This is a genomic window from Streptomyces sp. G45 (assembly GCF_049542095.1).
In the GTDB taxonomy this organism is placed as follows: Bacteria; Actinomycetota; Actinomycetes; order Streptomycetales; family Streptomycetaceae; genus Streptomyces.
In genome coordinates this window covers 4,206,586-4,222,869 of record NZ_JBMUZU010000001.1, presented here as the reverse complement: position 1 = coordinate 4,222,869, position 16,284 = coordinate 4,206,586, and the positions used below count along the sequence as shown (strand labels likewise).

General features: G+C 73.8%; 10 protein-coding genes and 1 tRNA gene. 10 read left to right on the top strand and 1 reads right to left on the bottom strand.

Features of this window, described 5'->3' with window-relative positions:
- Positions 1 to 532 precede the first annotated feature (532 nt).
- From ACOBQU_RS17335 to ACOBQU_RS17300, 8 genes are all read left to right on the top strand, one after another.
- Positions 533 to 2,029, top strand: a complete 1,497-nt coding sequence (locus tag ACOBQU_RS17335; protein ID WP_423634558.1) for a DUF7059 domain-containing protein — start codon at positions 533 to 535, stop codon at positions 2,027 to 2,029.
- A gap of 370 nt (positions 2,030 to 2,399) precedes the next feature.
- Entirely contained in the window at positions 2,400 to 2,597 is a 198-nt protein-coding gene (locus tag ACOBQU_RS17330; RefSeq protein ID WP_423628000.1) for a hypothetical protein, read from the top strand.
- Between the two features lie 546 nt (positions 2,598 to 3,143).
- Complete coding sequence (topA, locus tag ACOBQU_RS17325; RefSeq protein WP_423627999.1) at positions 3,144 to 5,990, top strand: type I DNA topoisomerase; 2,847 nt, start codon at positions 3,144 to 3,146, stop codon at positions 5,988 to 5,990.
- 221 nt (positions 5,991 to 6,211) lie between these two features.
- On the top strand, positions 6,212 to 9,562 hold the full coding sequence (gene tmk, locus ACOBQU_RS17320; RefSeq protein ID WP_423627997.1) for a dTMP kinase: 3,351 nt from the start codon (positions 6,212 to 6,214) through the stop codon (positions 9,560 to 9,562).
- 181 nt (positions 9,563 to 9,743) lie between these two features.
- On the top strand, positions 9,744 to 10,949 hold the full coding sequence (locus ACOBQU_RS17315) for a DNA polymerase III subunit delta' (RefSeq protein WP_423627995.1): 1,206 nt from the start codon (positions 9,744 to 9,746) through the stop codon (positions 10,947 to 10,949).
- A gap of 157 nt (positions 10,950 to 11,106) precedes the next feature.
- A complete protein-coding gene (locus ACOBQU_RS17310) occupies positions 11,107 to 12,687 on the top strand; it encodes an alpha/beta hydrolase (protein ID WP_423627993.1) in 1,581 nt (526 codons plus the stop codon).
- Positions 12,688 to 12,786: 99 nt separating this feature from the next.
- A tRNA-Thr gene (locus ACOBQU_RS17305) sits at positions 12,787 to 12,860 on the top strand.
- Between the two features lie 47 nt (positions 12,861 to 12,907).
- The gene (locus ACOBQU_RS17300) at positions 12,908 to 14,488 is read left to right on the top strand and encodes an AMP-binding protein (RefSeq protein WP_423627992.1); all 1,581 of its coding nucleotides are present in this window, start codon (positions 12,908 to 12,910) and stop codon (positions 14,486 to 14,488) included.
- 193 nt (positions 14,489 to 14,681) lie between these two features.
- Here the strand turns inward: ACOBQU_RS17300 and ACOBQU_RS17295 are convergent, their stop codons facing one another.
- The gene (locus ACOBQU_RS17295) at positions 14,682 to 15,473 is read right to left on the bottom strand and encodes a TetR family transcriptional regulator (RefSeq protein WP_423627990.1); all 792 of its coding nucleotides are present in this window, start codon (positions 15,471 to 15,473) and stop codon (positions 14,682 to 14,684) included.
- A 15-nt stretch (positions 15,474 to 15,488) separates the two neighbouring features.
- On the opposite strand from ACOBQU_RS17295, the gene ACOBQU_RS17290 reads away from it, so the two are divergent.
- Both ACOBQU_RS17290 and ACOBQU_RS17285 read left to right on the top strand, forming a co-directional pair.
- Positions 15,489 to 15,695, top strand: coding sequence for a hypothetical protein (locus tag ACOBQU_RS17290; protein ID WP_423627989.1), 207 nt, complete (start codon positions 15,489 to 15,491; stop codon positions 15,693 to 15,695).
- A gap of 409 nt (positions 15,696 to 16,104) precedes the next feature.
- The gene (locus ACOBQU_RS17285) at positions 16,105 to 16,260 is read left to right on the top strand and encodes a hypothetical protein (protein WP_423627987.1); all 156 of its coding nucleotides are present in this window, start codon (positions 16,105 to 16,107) and stop codon (positions 16,258 to 16,260) included.
- The last annotated feature ends 24 nt before the right edge of the window (positions 16,261 to 16,284 follow it).

The window sequence follows — 16,284 nt, the reverse complement described above, 5'->3', positions numbered from 1 at the left end:
TGTCACTGGAGGGTGCGTCTATTGCTGGGGGAAGTGCCTGTCACTGGGGGAAGCGCTCGTTGCCAGGGATAGGCCCTATCACTGAGGGGTGCCCTTGGTGCTAGGGGAAGTGCCCGTCACTGAGGGGAACGCCCGCTGCCGGGGGACGCGCCTGTCACCGAGGGGAACGCCCGTCGCTAGGGATAGAGCCCGTCGCTGAGGGGAGCCGTCGTGGCCAGGGGAAGCGCCCGTCACTGAGGAGTGCCGTCGTCGCCCGGGAAGGCGCCCGTCACTACGGTGTGCCCCCGTCGCTACGGTGTGACCCTGTCACTACCGGGCGCCCTCCTCGCCAGGGGGTGCCCCTCTCGCCAGGGGGTGCCCCTCTCACCAAGGGGTGCCCCTCTCACCAAAGCGGCACCCCTTCGCCAAAGGGCTACCTCTTCCCCAAAGGGCCACCCCCTCGCCAAAGCCGCACCCTTTCGCCGAGGCAGGTAGGGGTCGCCGTACGGCCGGGCGCGGCGGGCCGGGTCACAATGGTCCGGTGAGTCATGGCCTGCCTTTGTCTGATCGTTCCGAAGTCTCCGCGCGCCTGCGGGAGGCCCTCCTGGGGGCCGACTTCACCGCCGACGGGCTGCTCGAACTGCTCGGGGCACCCGCCTACGCGGCGCTCGCCCGCAGCGAGACCGTGCCCGCGCTGCGCGCCACCCGGGGCGACGGCGACCTGGAAGCGCTCGTCCGCCTCTTCCTGCTCCAGCGCCCCGTGCCGCGCGCACGCGTGGAGCGGGTGCTGCCCGTGCGGTCCCTCCTGGAGGCGGGGTGGCTCACCGAGGAGGGCGACGGGCAGCTCAGGGCGACCGTCGACGTGCGGCCGTACGGCGGGCCCGACGGGGAGGACTGGTTCATCGTCTCCGACCTGGGGTGCGCCGTCGGTGGTGCCGGGGGCATCGGCAGCCGCGAGGAAGGCGTGGTGCTCGGCGTCGGCGGCGCGTCCACGACGCTCGCCGGGATCACCGTGCGGACGCCCGTGCGCAGCGCCCTGGACGTCGGCACCGGCTCCGGAATCCAGGCGCTGCACGCGGCGCAGCACGCCACCCGGGTCACCGCCACCGACCTCAACCCGCGTGCCCTGCACTGCGCGCGCCTGACCCTCGCCCTCTCCGGAGCGCCGGAGGCCGACCTGCGCGAGGGGTCGCTGTACGAGCCGGTGGAGGGTGAGACGTACGACCTGATCGTGTCCAACCCGCCGTTCGTCATCTCGCCCGGCGCCCGGCTCACTTACCGGGACGGCGGCATGGGCGGGGACGATCTGTGCCGGTCGATCGTTCAGCAGGCGGGGGACAGGCTGAACGAAGGGGGGTACGCGCAGTTCCTCGCCAACTGGCAGCACGTGGAGGGCGAGGAGTGGACGGAGCGGGTCCGCTCCTGGGTGCCGCGGGGCTGTGACGCGTGGATCGTGCAGCGCGAGGTTCAGGACGTCACGCAGTACGCGGAGCTGTGGCTGCGCGACGCCGGTGACCACCGCACCGACCCGGCGGAGTACGCGGCGCGGTACGACGCGTGGCTCGACGAGTTCGAGGCCCGCAAGACCCGCGGTGTCGGCTTCGGGTGGATCACCCTGCGCAAGTCCGGGGCCGCCGAGCCGTCCGTGACCATCGAGGAGTGGCCGCACCCGGTCGAGCAGCCCCTCGGCGCCACGGTACGGGCCCACTTCGCCCGCCAGGACTATCTGCGCGGGCACGACGACGCCGCGCTGCTCGCCGCGCACTTCAAGCTCGCCGGTGAGGTGGTGCAGGAGCAGGTCGGCCTCCCCGGGGCTGAGGACCCGGAGCACGTGGTGCTGCGCCAGCACCGCGGGATGCGGCGGGCCACGCAGGTGGACACGGTGGGCGCGGGCTTCGCGGGCGTGTGTGACGGCACGCTCAGCGCGGGCCGCATCCTGGACGCCATCGCCCAGCTCATGGGCGAGGACCCCGTGCTGCTGCGGGACCGCACGCCCGCGCAGATCCGGCTCCTGGTGGAGCAGGGGTTCCTGGAGCCGGTCGGCGAGTAGCCGGTGGGCGAGTGGCCCGTGGGCGAGTGGCTGGTGGGCGCGCAGCCGGTGAGCGAGTAGCCGGTCGGCGAGTGGCTGGTGGGCGAGTAGCCGGTCGGCGAGTGGCTGGTGAGCGAGTGGCTGGTGGGCGCGTAGGGGCGGGGCCGGGGGGCGCGGAGTCCGGAGCGCTCGGAAGCCGCGTAACCCGTCCCATGCGCCCGGAGTCAGCCCTTCCAGGAGGGTTTCCGGCCATTGTCGGCTCCTGTTGGCCGCCTGTCGTTCACCCGTGAGTTCACCCCGATTTCGCGTGTCGGTCGCACAGGCGTGCCAGCCTCCGCAGCCGGGGCACCCGAAGGGCGCCGAGGGCGGGACGACAGGGGGAGGCCACGCCATGGAGAGCGGACCAGCGATCTTCGCCGGGGCGGTGTTCGCGCTGTTCGGCGCCGGGCTGCTGCTGTGGACCGGGGTGCGGGTCGCCCACGGGGAGCCGGTGGCCCAGGGGGTGCGCCCGGCGGCCGCCGCGACGTTCACCGCGCTGGCCGGGACCGGGGCGCTGGCGCTCGCGGTGTGGTGCTTCACACGCGTGTGACCCCTCGCGGGGCGCCCCAGACCCGCCCCTTCGCCGAAACCAGGGGGCCAACCCCCTGGCACCCCCGTTGATCGCCGCTCCGGGCCTCGTCCTCAAACGCCGGACGGGCTTGTTCTCCCCGTCCACCCGCCCCAAAAAGGCGGGTGGACGGGGAAGAATCCGCCGCGAAGCGGCGGAGCACCACGCCGAGAGCGGCAGAGAACCACAAGCCTGCGCGGCAGAACTCAGCCCGTCCGGCGCTTGAGGACGAGCCGTCCGGCGCGTGAGGACGAGCGCGCAGCGCGAGGGACGGCGCCCAAGGCCACGGACAGGGCGCACCCCCGGGGCACCGGCACCGCTCAGGGCCCAGGGGCCAGCCCAGGCGGCAGGAATGCCGGTAGTCGGGTTACCGTTCGAGTGGCCGTTGCGGGCTTTTCCCGTTTGACACGGGGGCGGGATGTACCGTCACACTCCGCAGCGACAGCGCAACCGCAAGCGCAGTCAGGTCGCCCCCAGGGCGCCACCAGGGCACTGCCAACCGAGCGTCGACCGGAGAGAAGAGCGAAGTTGTCCCCGACCAGCGAGACCGCACAGGGCGGCCGCCGACTCGTCATCGTCGAGTCGCCTGCCAAGGCGAAGACGATCAAGGGCTACCTCGGCCCCGGCTACACCGTCGAGGCGAGCGTCGGGCACATCCGCGACCTTCCCAACGGGGCCGCGGAGGTCCCCGAGAAGTACACGGGCGAGGTGCGCCGCCTCGGCGTGGACGTCGAGCATGACTTCCAGCCGATCTACGTCGTCAACGCCGACAAGAAAGCCCAGGTCAAGAAGCTCAAGGACCTGCTGAAGGAGTCCGACGAACTCCTGCTCGCCACCGATGAGGACCGCGAGGGCGAGGCCATCGCGTGGCACCTCCTGGAGGTCCTCAAGCCCAAGGTCCCGGTCAAGCGCATGGTGTTCCACGAGATCACCAAGGACGCGATCCAGGGCGCCGTGCGCAACCCGCGCGAGCTGAACAAGCGCATGGTCGACGCCCAGGAGACCCGCCGCATCCTCGACCGCCTCTACGGCTACGAGGTCTCGCCGGTGCTGTGGAAGAAGGTCATGCCGCGCCTGTCGGCGGGCCGCGTGCAGTCCGTCGCGACCCGGCTCGTCGTCGAGCGGGAGCGCGAGCGCATGGCGTTCCGCTCCGCCGAGTACTGGGACCTGACCGGCACCTTCGGCACCGGCCGCGCCGGTGACCCGAGCGACCCCTCGCAGCTCGTCGCCCGCCTCACCACGGTCGACGGCAAGCGCGTCGCCCAGGGCCGCGACTTCGACTCGCTCGGCCAGCTGAAGAGCCAGAACACGCTCCACCTGGACGAGGCCAACGCCCGCGCGCTGGCCGCCGCCCTGGAGCAGACCCGGTTCTCGGTGCGCTCGGTCGAGTCCAAGCCGTACCGCCGCTCCCCCTACGCCCCGTTCCGTACGACGACGATGCAGCAGGAGGCCTCGCGCAAGCTGGGCCTCGGCGCGAAGGCCACCATGCAGGTCGCGCAGAAGCTGTACGAGAACGGCTTCATCACCTACATGCGTACGGACTCCACGACGCTGTCCGACACGGCGGTCGCGGCGGCCCGCGCGCAGGTCACGCAGCTCTACGGCGGCGACTACCTGCCGGACAAGCCGCGCACGTACGCCGGGAAGGTCAAGAACGCGCAGGAGGCGCACGAGGCGATCCGCCCCTCGGGTGATCGTTTCCGCACGCCCGCCGAGACCGGTCTGACCGGTGACCAGTTCCGGCTCTACGAACTGATCTGGAAGCGGACCGTCGCCTCCCAGATGAAGGACGCCACCGGCAACTCCGTCACCGTGAAGATCGGCGGCCGGGCCGCCGACGGCCGGGACGCCGAGTTCAGCGCGTCCGGCAAGACCATCACCTTCCACGGCTTCCTCAAGGCGTACGTCGAGGGCGCCGACGACCCGAACGCCGAGCTGGACGACCGCGAGCGCCGCCTGCCGCAGGTCACCGAGGGCGACGCGCTGTCCGCCGACGAGATGTCCGTCGACGGCCACGCCACCAAGCCCCCGGCCCGCTACACCGAGGCCTCCCTGGTCAAGGAGCTGGAAGAGCGCGAGATCGGCCGCCCGTCGACGTACGCGTCGATCATCGGCACGATCCTCGACCGCGGCTACGTCTTCAAGAAGGGCACGGCCCTGGTGCCGTCCTTCCTCTCCTTCGCCGTGGTGAACCTCCTGGAGAAGCACTTCGGGCGGCTCGTCGACTACGACTTCACCGCCCGCATGGAGGACGACCTCGACCGCATCGCGCGCGGCGAGGCGCAGGCCGTGCCGTGGCTGAAGCGGTTCTACTTCGGTGAGGGCGGCCCCTCCGGAGGCGCGGCCGACGCCGGGAACGGCGACGGCGACCACCTCGGCGGCCTCAAGGAGCTCGTCACCGACCTGGGCGCCATCGACGCCCGCGAGGTGTCGTCGTTCCCCGTGGGCGACGGCATCGTGCTGCGCGTCGGCCGCTACGGCCCGTACATCGAGCGCGGCGAGAAGGACTCCGAGAACCACCAGCGCGCCGACATCCCCGACGACCTGGCGCCGGACGAGCTGACCGTCGCGTACGCGGAGGAACTCCTTGCCAAGCCGAGCGGCGACTTCCAGCTGGGCACCGACCCGGAGACGGGCCGCGAGATCGTCGCCAAGGACGGCCGCTACGGCCCGTACGTCACCGAAGTGCTCCCCGAGGGCACCCCGAAGACCGGCAAGAACGCGGTGAAGCCGCGCACGGCCTCGCTGTTCAAGTCGATGTCCCTGGACACCGTCACCCTGGAGGACGCGCTCAAGCTGATGTCGCTGCCGCGCGTCGTCGGCACCGACGCCGAGGGCGTGGAGATCACCGCGCAGAACGGCCGCTACGGCCCGTACCTGAAGAAGGGCACGGACTCGCGCTCCCTGGAGAGCGAGGAGCAGCTGTTCTCCATCACCCTCGAAGAGGCCCTGGAGATCTACTCCAAGCCCAAGCAGCGCGGGCGCGCCGCCGCCAAGCCGCCGCTGAAGGAGCTGGGCGAGGACCCGGTCAGCGGCAAGCCCGTCGTCGTCAAGGACGGCCGCTTCGGCCCGTACGTGACCGACGGCGAGACCAACGCGACACTGCGGGCGGCCGACTCCGTGGAGGAGATCACCCCGGAGCGCGGTTTCGAGCTGCTCGCGGAGAAGCGCGCGAAGGGCCCGGCCAAGAAGACGGCGAAGAAGGCCGCCAAGAAGGCACCCGCGAAGAAGACCGCCACCAAGGCCACCGCCAAGACCGCGGCCAAGAAGACGACGGCCAAGAAGACCGCCGCCAAGAAGACGACGGCGAAGAAGACCGCCACTACGAAGAAGGCGGCCGCGAAGACGACGGCCGCCGCCGAGCCGACCGACTGACGGCCCCGCGACGGCCGCGCCCCCCGGGGGTGACCTCCGTGGGCTCCCCGGGAGCGGCCGTCGCCCAGGGGGACGGGCTCCTCGGGAGCGGCCGTCGCCCACGGGGGCCGGCTCCCGGGAGTGGCCGTCGCCCAGGGGGACGCCCGTATGGCCGCCCAGGGGGACGCCCGTATGTTCGGGCGTCGCCCCAGGGAAGGGGGCCGTCCAGATAGGCTGGACGGATGACGCGTGCCGAGCAGACACCCGCCATGACCACGGCCCCCGACAACGCCCTGGTGGCGGACTCCCGAGAGCGGGCCGTGCGCGCCCTGCTGCGGGTGCCGCCCCTGAAGCGGCTGTGGAGCGCCCACCTGGTCAGCAGCACCGGCGACGCGCTCGCGCTGCTCGTCCTGGTCATGCTCGGGCTCCAGGCGGCCATCGCGAACGGCTCGTTCGGCGGCGGCTACCGCGGGGTCGCGATCGCCGTGACCGCCGTCTTCGGAGCGCGGATCCTCGCGACGCTGCTCTTCGGAGCGGTGCTGCTCGGCCCTCTGACGTCCCTCACCGCGCCCGACGGCCCCCTGGACCGCCGCTGGACCATGGTCGGCGCGGACGGCGTGCGCGCCGCGCTGCTGATCTGCGCGCCCCTGTGGATCGACTGGACGCCGGACAACGCGCTCGCGGTGCTGCTCGTCACGTCCTTCGTGGTCGGCGTCGCCGAGCGCTTCTGGACCGTCGCACGGGAGAGCGCCGCCCCGGCGCTGCTGCCCGCCCCGCCCCTGGAGGGCGCCGCCGTGCGCCCCCTGCCCGACCACCTGGACGCGCTGCGCCGCCTGACGCTGCGTACGAGCTTCGTGGCGCTGCCGTTCGCAGCCGTCGCGCTCGTCGCCGTGGCCCTCGTCAACAACCTGCTCGGCTCCGGCGTCGACTGGTTCGAGCAGCACCAGGCGGGCCTGCCCGCGTTCGTCGCGGCCGGGCTCTTCGCCGCCTCCGCCTCCGTCCTGTACCTGCTGCGGCTCCCCGGAGCGCACACGCCGCGCCCCCGCAGCCCCCTGGAGGGCCTGCGCAGGCCGCGCACCGCGGGCGGCACCGACAAGGGCCGCACCAGCGCCATCCCGCTGCTCGTCACCGCCTGCGCGGCCGTCGCCGGGGCGATCGCCGGGGCCGTCGCCGTCGCCGTGCTGCACGCCAAGGACCTCCAGGGCGGGCCCGTCACGTACGGCCTGTTCGTCGCCGCGCTGACCGGTGGCACGGTCGCCGGGATCCGGCTCGCGCCCACGCTGCTGCCGTCGCTGTCGCGCCGCCGCCTGTTCGCCCTCGCCATCGCCGTCACCGGCGTCGCGCTGCTCGCGGCGGGGCTGGTGCCCGACGTGACGTCGGTGCTGCTGATCCTGGCGCTCTCCGGAGTGGCGGCCGGGGTCGCCGCCCACACCGGGCACGCGCTCCTCGACCAGGAGGTCGAGGACTACCGCAGGACCCGCACCACCGAGCACCTCCAGGCCGTCGTACGGCTCGTCGTCGCCCTGTGCGCCCTGGTGGCGCCGCTGCTCGCCGCGGTCATCGGGCCGCACCGCATGGTCAACGGCAAGTTCGTCTTCGACCACGGCGGCGCCGCCTTCACGCTGATGCTGGTCGGCGCGCTGCTCCTGCCGGTGGCCGCGCTCGTCCTGGCCAAGGCCGACGACCGGCAGGGCGTGCCCCTGCGCCACGACCTGCGCGACGCGCTGCGCGGCGGCGACGACCCCGTGCAGGCGCCCGCGCCCACCGGCTTCTTCATCGCCCTGGAGGGCGGCGACGGGGCAGGCAAGTCCACGCAGGCCGAGGCGCTCGCCGAGTGGATCCGCGGCAAGGGCCACGAAGTCGTCGTCACCCGCGAGCCGGGCGCCACGCCGGTCGGCAAGCGGCTGCGCTCGATCCTCCTGGACGTGTCGTCGGCGGGCCTGTCGCACCGCGCGGAGGCGCTGCTGTACGCCGCCGACCGCGCCGAGCACGTCGACACCGTGGTGCGCCCCGCCCTGGCGCGCGGCGCCGTGGTGATCTCCGACCGGTACATCGACTCGTCCGTGGCCTACCAGGGCGCGGGCCGCGACCTGTCGCCGACGGAGGTCGCGCGCATCAACCGCTGGGCGACCGGTGGCCTCGTACCGCATCTGACGGTGCTGCTCGACGTGGCGCCCGAGGCGGCCCGCGAGCGCTTCACGGAGGCGCCGGACCGCCTTGAGTCCGAGCCCGCCGAGTTCCACCAGCGGGTGCGCTCCGGCTTCCTCACGCTCGCCGCCGCCGACCCCGGCCGCTACCTGGTCGTCGACGCCGCCCAGGAGCCGGAGGCCGTCACCACGGTCATCCGGCGCCGCCTGGACGTCGTGCTGCCCCTCTCCGAAGCGGAGCTGAAGGCCCAGGAGGAGGCCCGCAAGGCCGCCGAGGAGGAGGCGCGGCGGCGTGCGGAGGAAGAGGCCCGGCGCAAGGCCGAGGAGGAGCGCCTGGAGCGCGAGCGCCAGGAGCAGCTCGCCAAGCTCCGCGCCGAAGAGGAGGAGCGCAAGCGCCGCGAGCTGGAGGAGGCCCAGCGCCGCGAGGCCGAACGGCAGGCGGAGGAGGCCCGGCAGCGCGCCGAGGAGGCCCGCCGCAAGGCCGAGGAGGAGGCGCGGCGGCGCGCCGAGGAGGACGCCCGGCGCAAGGCCGAGGAAGAGGCCCGGCGGCGCGCGGAGGAAGAGGCCCGGCGCAAGGCCGAGGAGGAGGCCCGGCTGCGCGCCGAGGCCGAGGCGCGACGCCTGGAGAAGCAGCGCAGGGCGGAGGAGGCGCTGCGGCGGGCGGAGGAGGCGCGGCGCCTCGCGGAGGCAGCGGCGGCCGCGACGGCGGCGGCCGCGGTGCCACCGCCTCCGGCGGCGCCGCCCGCGCAGGCGCCGACCGAGGCCCCCGTGCCCGCCGAGCCCTCCCGGTCGGCCGGGTCCGCCGGGTCCGCCGCGTCCTCTGGGGCCGCCCAGGGCGCGCCGACCACCCCGGACAACGAGACGACCGTGCCGACCCCGATCGTGGACCCGGCCGCCCTGGGCGCCGTCGATGAGACGGCGAAGCTGCCGCGCGCTACGGAGGCGCGGCCCGCCGAAGGCACGGCCCCGGGGTCCGGCGACGAGACCGCCGTGCTTCCGCAGGTGCCGGTGCCGGGGGCGGCGGACGAGACGACGGTGCTTCCGGCGGTGCGGGACGACGCTTCGGTACGGGACGACGCTTCGGTACGGGATGACGCCGCCGTACGCGGTGACGCCGCCGCACGGGACGAGGCAGCCGTACGGGAGGACGCGTCCGCGCGCGGTGCCCGTGACCTCGCGGACAAGGTGCCGCCGGGCTACTTCCGCGACGAGCGCCCCTCGGACGACGTCGGCCCCAACGACCGTACGCGGGAGCTCCCGCAGGTCACCGAGGACGGCACCCCGCGGCACCGCACCCGCCCCGCGTGGGCGGAGGAGACGCCGATGGACGACCTGCCGTCGCTGGCGGACGAACTGCTGGGCGCGCACGACGACCACGACGACCACGACGACCACGCGGACCGCGCGGACGACGCGGGCGAGGGCCGCGGGCGGCGGCGACGCTGACGGACGGAGGCTCTCCGCTGGTCGACCCGGCGGATTTCCGCAGGTCAGCCCGGCCGTGGGCGGCGTTGTCAGTGCCGTGCCCCACAATGAACTCCGACAGCGCGACGTGAGCTGAGCGACCAGTGCGACGGCCGCGGCGCGGGGCAAGGCGACGCGGGCAAGGCGAAGGCGGTGTGGACCCATGCCGGTATGGGACGACCTGGTGGGCCAGGAGAAGGTGAGCGACCAGCTCGCCGCGGCCGCCCGTGACGCTGACGCGCTGGTCACCGCGGTCGACGCGGCGACCCCGCTGCCCGAGTCGTCGAAGATGACCCACGCCTGGCTGTTCACGGGCCCGCCCGGCTCCGGCCGGGCCGACGCCGCCCGTGCCTTCGCCGCCGCCCTGCAGTGCGTGAGCCCGGACCGCGCGCTCGGCGGCGAGCCCGGCTGCGGCTTCTGCGACGGCTGCCACACCAGCCTGGTCGGCACGCACGCGGACGTGGAGGTGATCCGCACCGACCTGCTGTCCATCGGCGTCAAGGAGACCCGGGAGCTGGTCCGCCGCGCCCAGATGTCGCCCGCCGGAGGCCGCTGGCAGGTCATCGTCCTGGAGGACGCGGACCGCCTCACCGAAGGCGCGGGGAACGTCCTGCTGAAGGCCGTGGAGGAGCCCGCGCCCCGCACCGTGTGGCTGCTCTGCGCCCCCTCCCTGGAGGACGTGCTGCCCACGATCCGCTCCCGCTGCCGCCACCTCACGCTGCGCACGCCCGCCGTGGACGCCGTCGCCGACATGCTGGTGCGCCGCGACGGCATCGAGCCGGACGCCGCCCGCGCCGCCGCCCGTGCCACCCAGGGGCACATCGACCGGGCCCGCCGCCTCGCGACCGACGAGCGCGCCCGCCAGCGCCGCGCCGCCGTGCTCAAGCTGCCGCTGCGCGTCGAGGAGATCGGCGGCTGCCTCAGGGCCGCGCAGGAGCTGATCGACACGGCGGCGGAGGAGGCCAAGCAGGTCGCCGAGGACGTCGACGTCAAGGAGACCGAGGAGCTGAAGACCGCCCTCGGCGCGGCGCAGGGCGGCCGGATGCCGCGCGGCACGGCGGGCGTGATGAAGGAGCTGGAGGACAAGCAGAAGCGCCGCAGGACCCGCACCCAGCGCGACAGCCTGGACCTGGCCCTCGTCGACCTGACCGGGGTCTACCGGGACGTGCTGGCCCTCCAGTTGGGCTCCCGGGTGGCCCTCGCGAACACGGAGGTGCAGGACATGCTGGAGCGCATAGCGCGGAGCACGTCTCCGGAGTCGACGCTCCGCCGCATCGAGGCGATCAGAGCGTGCCGCACGGCCCTCGACCGGAACGTGGCGCCGCTGCTCGCGGTGGAGGCGATGACGGTGGCACTGCGCGCGGGATAACCGGCGCGCGGGATGGCCGACGCGCGGCGAGGGCAGCCGGGTCACACCGGAGGGCACCCCACACGACCGGAACACATGCCCCGTACGACGACCGGAACACGTCACCCGTACGAGAACGCATGGTGATCATCCGGAAGCCGAGAGTTACCCTCGCGGAATGGAACCCTCCCGCCGCTCCCGTCGCCCCCGCCCCGGCGGCCTCGCGCTGAAGGCCACCGGACTGCTCTGCGCGGGACTGCTCGTCTCCGGCTGCTCGTCGGGCGGCTCGTCGACGGACGTCAGCATGGCCGGGCCGTCCAGCGCCACGCCGAAGCAACTGGAGCGGTACTACGGCCAGAAGCCGCGCTGGCGCGAGTGCGGCGCGCCCGGCTTCGAGTGCGCCACGCTGAAGGCGCCCCGGGACTACGCGAAGCCGGACGCGGGCGACGTGCGCCTCGCGGTGTCCCGCAAGCGGGCCACGGGCGGCGAGCGGCACCGCATCGGCTCCCTCCTGGTCAACCCGGGCGGCCCGGGCGGCTCGGCGGTCGACTACCTCCAGTCGTACGCGGCGCTCGGCTATCCGGGCGAGATCCGCGCCCGGTACGACATGGTCGCGGTCGACCCGCGCGGCGTGGCCCGCAGCGAGCCCGTGACCTGCCTCGACGACCGCCGCATGGACGCGTACACGCAGACGGACACCACCCCCGACGACGCCCGCGAGAAGACGGCCCTCGTCACGGCCTACAAGGGCTTCGCGAAGGGCTGCGAGAAGCGGGCGAGGGCGCTGCTGCCCCATGTGTCCACGGTCGAGGCGGCGCGGGACATGGACATCGCGCGGGCGGTCCTCGGCGACGAGAAGCTGACGTACGTGGGCGCGTCGTACGGCACGTTCCTGGGCGCCACCTACGCGGAGCTGTTCCCCGGCCGCGTGGGCCGCCTCGTCCTGGACGGCGCGATGGACCCGTCGCTGTCGGCCCGCCGGATGAACCTCGACCAGACGGCGGGTTTCGAGACGGCCTTCCAGTCGTTCGCGAAGGACTGCGTGCGCCGCGCGGACTGCCCCCTGGGCCGCAAGAGCCCCGCGGACGCGGGCAAGCGCCTGAAGGCGTTCTTCACCTCCCTCGACCGCGCCCCGATCCCCGCGGGCGACCCCGGCCCCGCGGGCGGCCGCAAGCTCGGCGAGGCGCTCGCCACGACGGGCGTGATCGCCGCGATGTACGACGAGTCGGCGTGGCCGCAGCTGCGGGACGCGCTGTCCTCCGCCATGCGCCAACAGGACGGCTCGTCCCTCCTGGCGCTCTCCGACAGCTACTACGAGCGCGACGGCGACGGCCGGTACGCGAACCTCATGTACGCCAACGCCGCCGTGAACTGCCTGGACCTGCCGCCGTCGTTCCGCGGCCCGAGGGACGTCGAAGCGGACCTGCCCGCCTTCCGCAAGGCCTCCCCCGTCTTCGGCGAGGGCCTGGCCTGGTCGGCGCTGAACTGCGCGTACTGGCCCGTGAAGGCCACGGGCAGGCCCCACCGCATCAAGGCCGAGGGCGCCGCCCCCATCATCGTCACCGGCACCACCCGCGACCCCGCCACCCCCTACCGCTGGGCCAAGGGCCTCGCCTCCCAGCTGGCCTCCGCCCGCCTCCTCACCTACGACGGCGACGGCCACACCGCGTACGGCCGCGGCAGCACCTGCGTCGACCGCACGATCAACGCCTACCTGCTCCACGGAAAGACCCCCAAGACCGCCAAGCGCTGCTCATAACCCCAGCTCACCCCCCTCCCCGGAGGGGTGTGCGGAGCACCCTCAGAAACTGTGTAGACTTGCTGACGTTGCTGATCGCACCATGGGTGCGGGACGCGCGCCGCCTTAGCTCAGATGGCCAGAGCAACGCACTCGTAATGCGTAGGTCTCGGGTTCGAATCCCGAAGGCGGCTCATCTGGAACCCCAGGTCAGACTCTTCTGGCCTGGGGTTTTTCGTTCGTGGGTGGTCGTGGGCGGAAGTGGGTGAGGGGTCCCGTGGGTGGAGGGGGCGGGCGGGTGGCCGTGGGGTTCGCGGAAGTGGTTGCTGATCATCCTGAGCGGGTGGCGCTCGTTGAGCCCGGTGGGGGTGGGATGACGTACGGGGAGCTTGGGGAGCGGGTGGGGCGGCTCGGGCGGGCGTTGTACGGGCTGGGGGTGCGGGCCGGGGACACTGTGGCGGCGATGGTGCCGAACAGCCGGGTGTTCTTCGAGTTGCGGCTTGCTACCGGGTGTTCGGGGGTGTACTTCACGCCGTTCAGTCACCACTTCACCACCGACGAGGTGGCGTACGTCGTGGCGGACAGCGAGGCGCGGGTGGTGGTCGTCGACGCCGACCTGCTGGACGTGGCCGGGCCCGCGCTGGATGCCGCCGGGGTGCCCGCCGAGCGGCGCGTGGTGTGGCGGGGGCGGCGGGAGGGGTGGGTCGGGTACGAGGACCTGCTGGCGGGGGTCGCGGAGGGCGGTCCGGCGCCGCGGCCGCGCGCGGGCGGCACCCTGCTCTACACCTCCGGCACCACCGGCCGCCCCAAGGCCGTCCGCAGGGCGCTGGCCGACGCGCCGCCCGGGCCGAGCGCGTACGAACGCGACTTCATGGCGCGCGTCGGCGTACGCCCGGGCCCCTACGTGCAGTTGAGCGCCGCGCCGCTGTACCACGCGGCACCGGGGCTGTTCGCGAACATGGCGATGCAGTTCGGCCACACCGTGGTCCTGGCCGAGCGGCCCGGCCCGGAGGACTGGCTGCGGCTCGTCGACCGGCACCGCGTGCAGGTCGCGTTCGCGGTGCCGACCGTGCTGCACCGGCTGCTGCGCCTGCCCGCCGAGACCCGGCGGCGCTACGACACCTCCAGCCTGACCGCCCTCGTGCACGGCGCCGCGCCCTGCCCCGAGGCCGTCAAACGGGCCGCGATCGACTGGCTCGGACCGGTCCTGTACGAGTTCTACGCCGCCACGGAGGGCGGGGTCACCGCCGCCAGCAGCGCCGACTGGCTGGCCAGGCCCGGCACCGTGGGGCGGCCCATGGCCGGGGTCGACGTGCGGATCCTCGACGACGACGGGGAGCCGGTGGGCGTCGGCGAGACCGGCGCCGTGTACTTCACGCCCGCCGTGCCCTTCACCTACTTCAAGGACCCCGAGAAGACCGAACGGTCCCTGCGCGGCGCCCACTTCACCGCCGGTGACCACGGCTACCTCGACGCCGACGGCTGGCTCTACCTGCGGGACCGGCGCACCGACCTGATCATCTCGGGCGGCGTGAACGTGTACCCGGCCGAGGTCGAGGCCGCCCTCATCGCCCACCCCGACGTCGCGGACGTCGCCGTCGTCGGGGTCCCGGACGAGGAGTGGGGGCAGCGGGTGGTGGCCGTCGTGCAGGTGGAGGACGGGGTGCGGGCGGGGGACGCGCTGGCCGAGCGGCTGGTCGCGCACTGCCGGGGGGTGCTCGCGGGGTTCAAGGTGCCGCGGAGCGTGGTGTTCCGGGAGACGGTGCCGCGGTCCCCTGCGGGGAAGGTGCTGCGGCGGGAGGTTCGGGGGACGGTGGGGTAGGCGGACCTCGCGGGGGCCCAGGGCCTCGCGGGGGCCCAGGGCCTCGCGGGGGGGCCGGGTCCTCGCGGGGGCGCCCCAGGCCCGCCCCTTTCCCGAAACCCGAAACAAGGGGGCCAGCCCCCCGGACCCCCGCTCATCGCGCTTCGCGCTCGTCCTCAAGCGCCGGGCGGGCTGAAGATCCGCACCAGGTCCGTCAGTTCGTCCCGGTAGAGGCGCTCCGGGTCCGCGATCTGCGGGCGCAGCAGGCCGTCGATCTCCAGGGTGACCAGGCCGTGCAGGCGGCCCCACAGGCGCAGGGAGAGGGCCAGGGTCCCGGGGGTGAGGTGGGGAAGGCGGCTCGGGCCGTCTCCGTGAAGGACGGGTTGAAGTCCTCCCAGGTGTAGGCGGAGCCTTCGCAGGCGCGGGCGGTCGTCGCCAGTTCGACGATGCCCAGGCACAGCTCGTACTCCGCCCGCCTGCTGTCCGCCGTGGCCGTGCGCGGGGCGCCGCCCCGGTCGCTGAACAGGAGGCGGAACTCCTGGGGGTGTGCGAGGGCCCACTCGCGGTACGCCAACCCGTGCGCGAGGGCGCGCTCGGCGGGCTCGCGCACGGTGTCGCGGGCCGCGCGCAGGTGCGCCGCCAGGGCCCGGTACGTGTCGGCGGCGAGCGCCGCGAGCAGTGCCTCGCGGGTGTCGAAGTACGTGTAGAACGTGCCCGGCGCCATGCCCATGTCGCGGGCGATGCCGCGCAGCGCGACGGCGTCCACGCCGCCCTCCGCCAAGTGCTTCAGCGCGGTCGCCTTGATCTCGGCGGTGGTCTGCGCGCGGTGGCGGGCCCGGCGGCTCGCCCCTTCCTTCGGAGGGGCGGCCGTCCCCGGGCGGCCTTCTTCGGGGGTGTCATGCGCTCCATGGTACGGCGAGCAAAGATTGAACGGTGTTTGGAAATTGATCGCTGTTCGGTTTACGGTCGTGGTGCGCGCCCGGCGCTGGGCGCGCTCACCGCACACCCAAGGAGCAGCGGCATGACCACGCACGCGTACGGACCCGGGCCGATCGAGGGCTACGGAGTCGGGCCGATCCCCATGGAGGCGGCCTTCACCTCGGACTTCCCGCTGGCGCCGGGCGTCGGCGTGCAGGACATCGTCGACAAGCAGGAGGTGGAGCGCCGTGAGATGGACGTCCGCCCGGCATGTACGCGAAGTACATGCCGAGCCGCTTCGACGAGGTGAGCGGCGCGCACTACACCGGGGGCCGGTACCTCTTCGAGAGCTGGGCCGACGTATGCGACTACGAGCGGTTCACCAGCGAGGAGCTGGAGTTCGAGCCTGGCGTGCCGTTCTGGAGCCGCCCGTTCTTCCTGGACGTGCGGCGGTACGCGTGGCGGGTCGCCGGGGCGCACAACCTGGCGCCGCTCGACACCCACCGGGCGAGCCGCTTCGAGCGGTTCCGGTACGAGGAGGGGGACGCGGCCGGTGCCGGGGCCGCGCTGGAGCGGGCGTTCGCGGCGATACGGGACGAGGCCGGGGCCCGTGGGCACGGCGGGGTCTGGCTGCTGCACCGGCCCGAGCAGCGGCTCGTCGGTCTGCACACGGTCGGGGCGGGGGTGGGGAACTCGAAGGGCCCTCCCTGGGCGCGCTGTTGCCTGCCCGGCTGCGGGCCGAGCCGGTCTTCGACCGCGTCAGCGCGATCCTCTCCCTGTGGCTGCCGAAGTCCCGCCTCGCGGGCGGCGCCCCGTCCGCGTACCCGATGTCGCCCCCGCTGCCGCTGCCGACGGTCGCCCCGCAGGAGGTGTAGCGGTGCGACGGCCGGGCGCGGTCA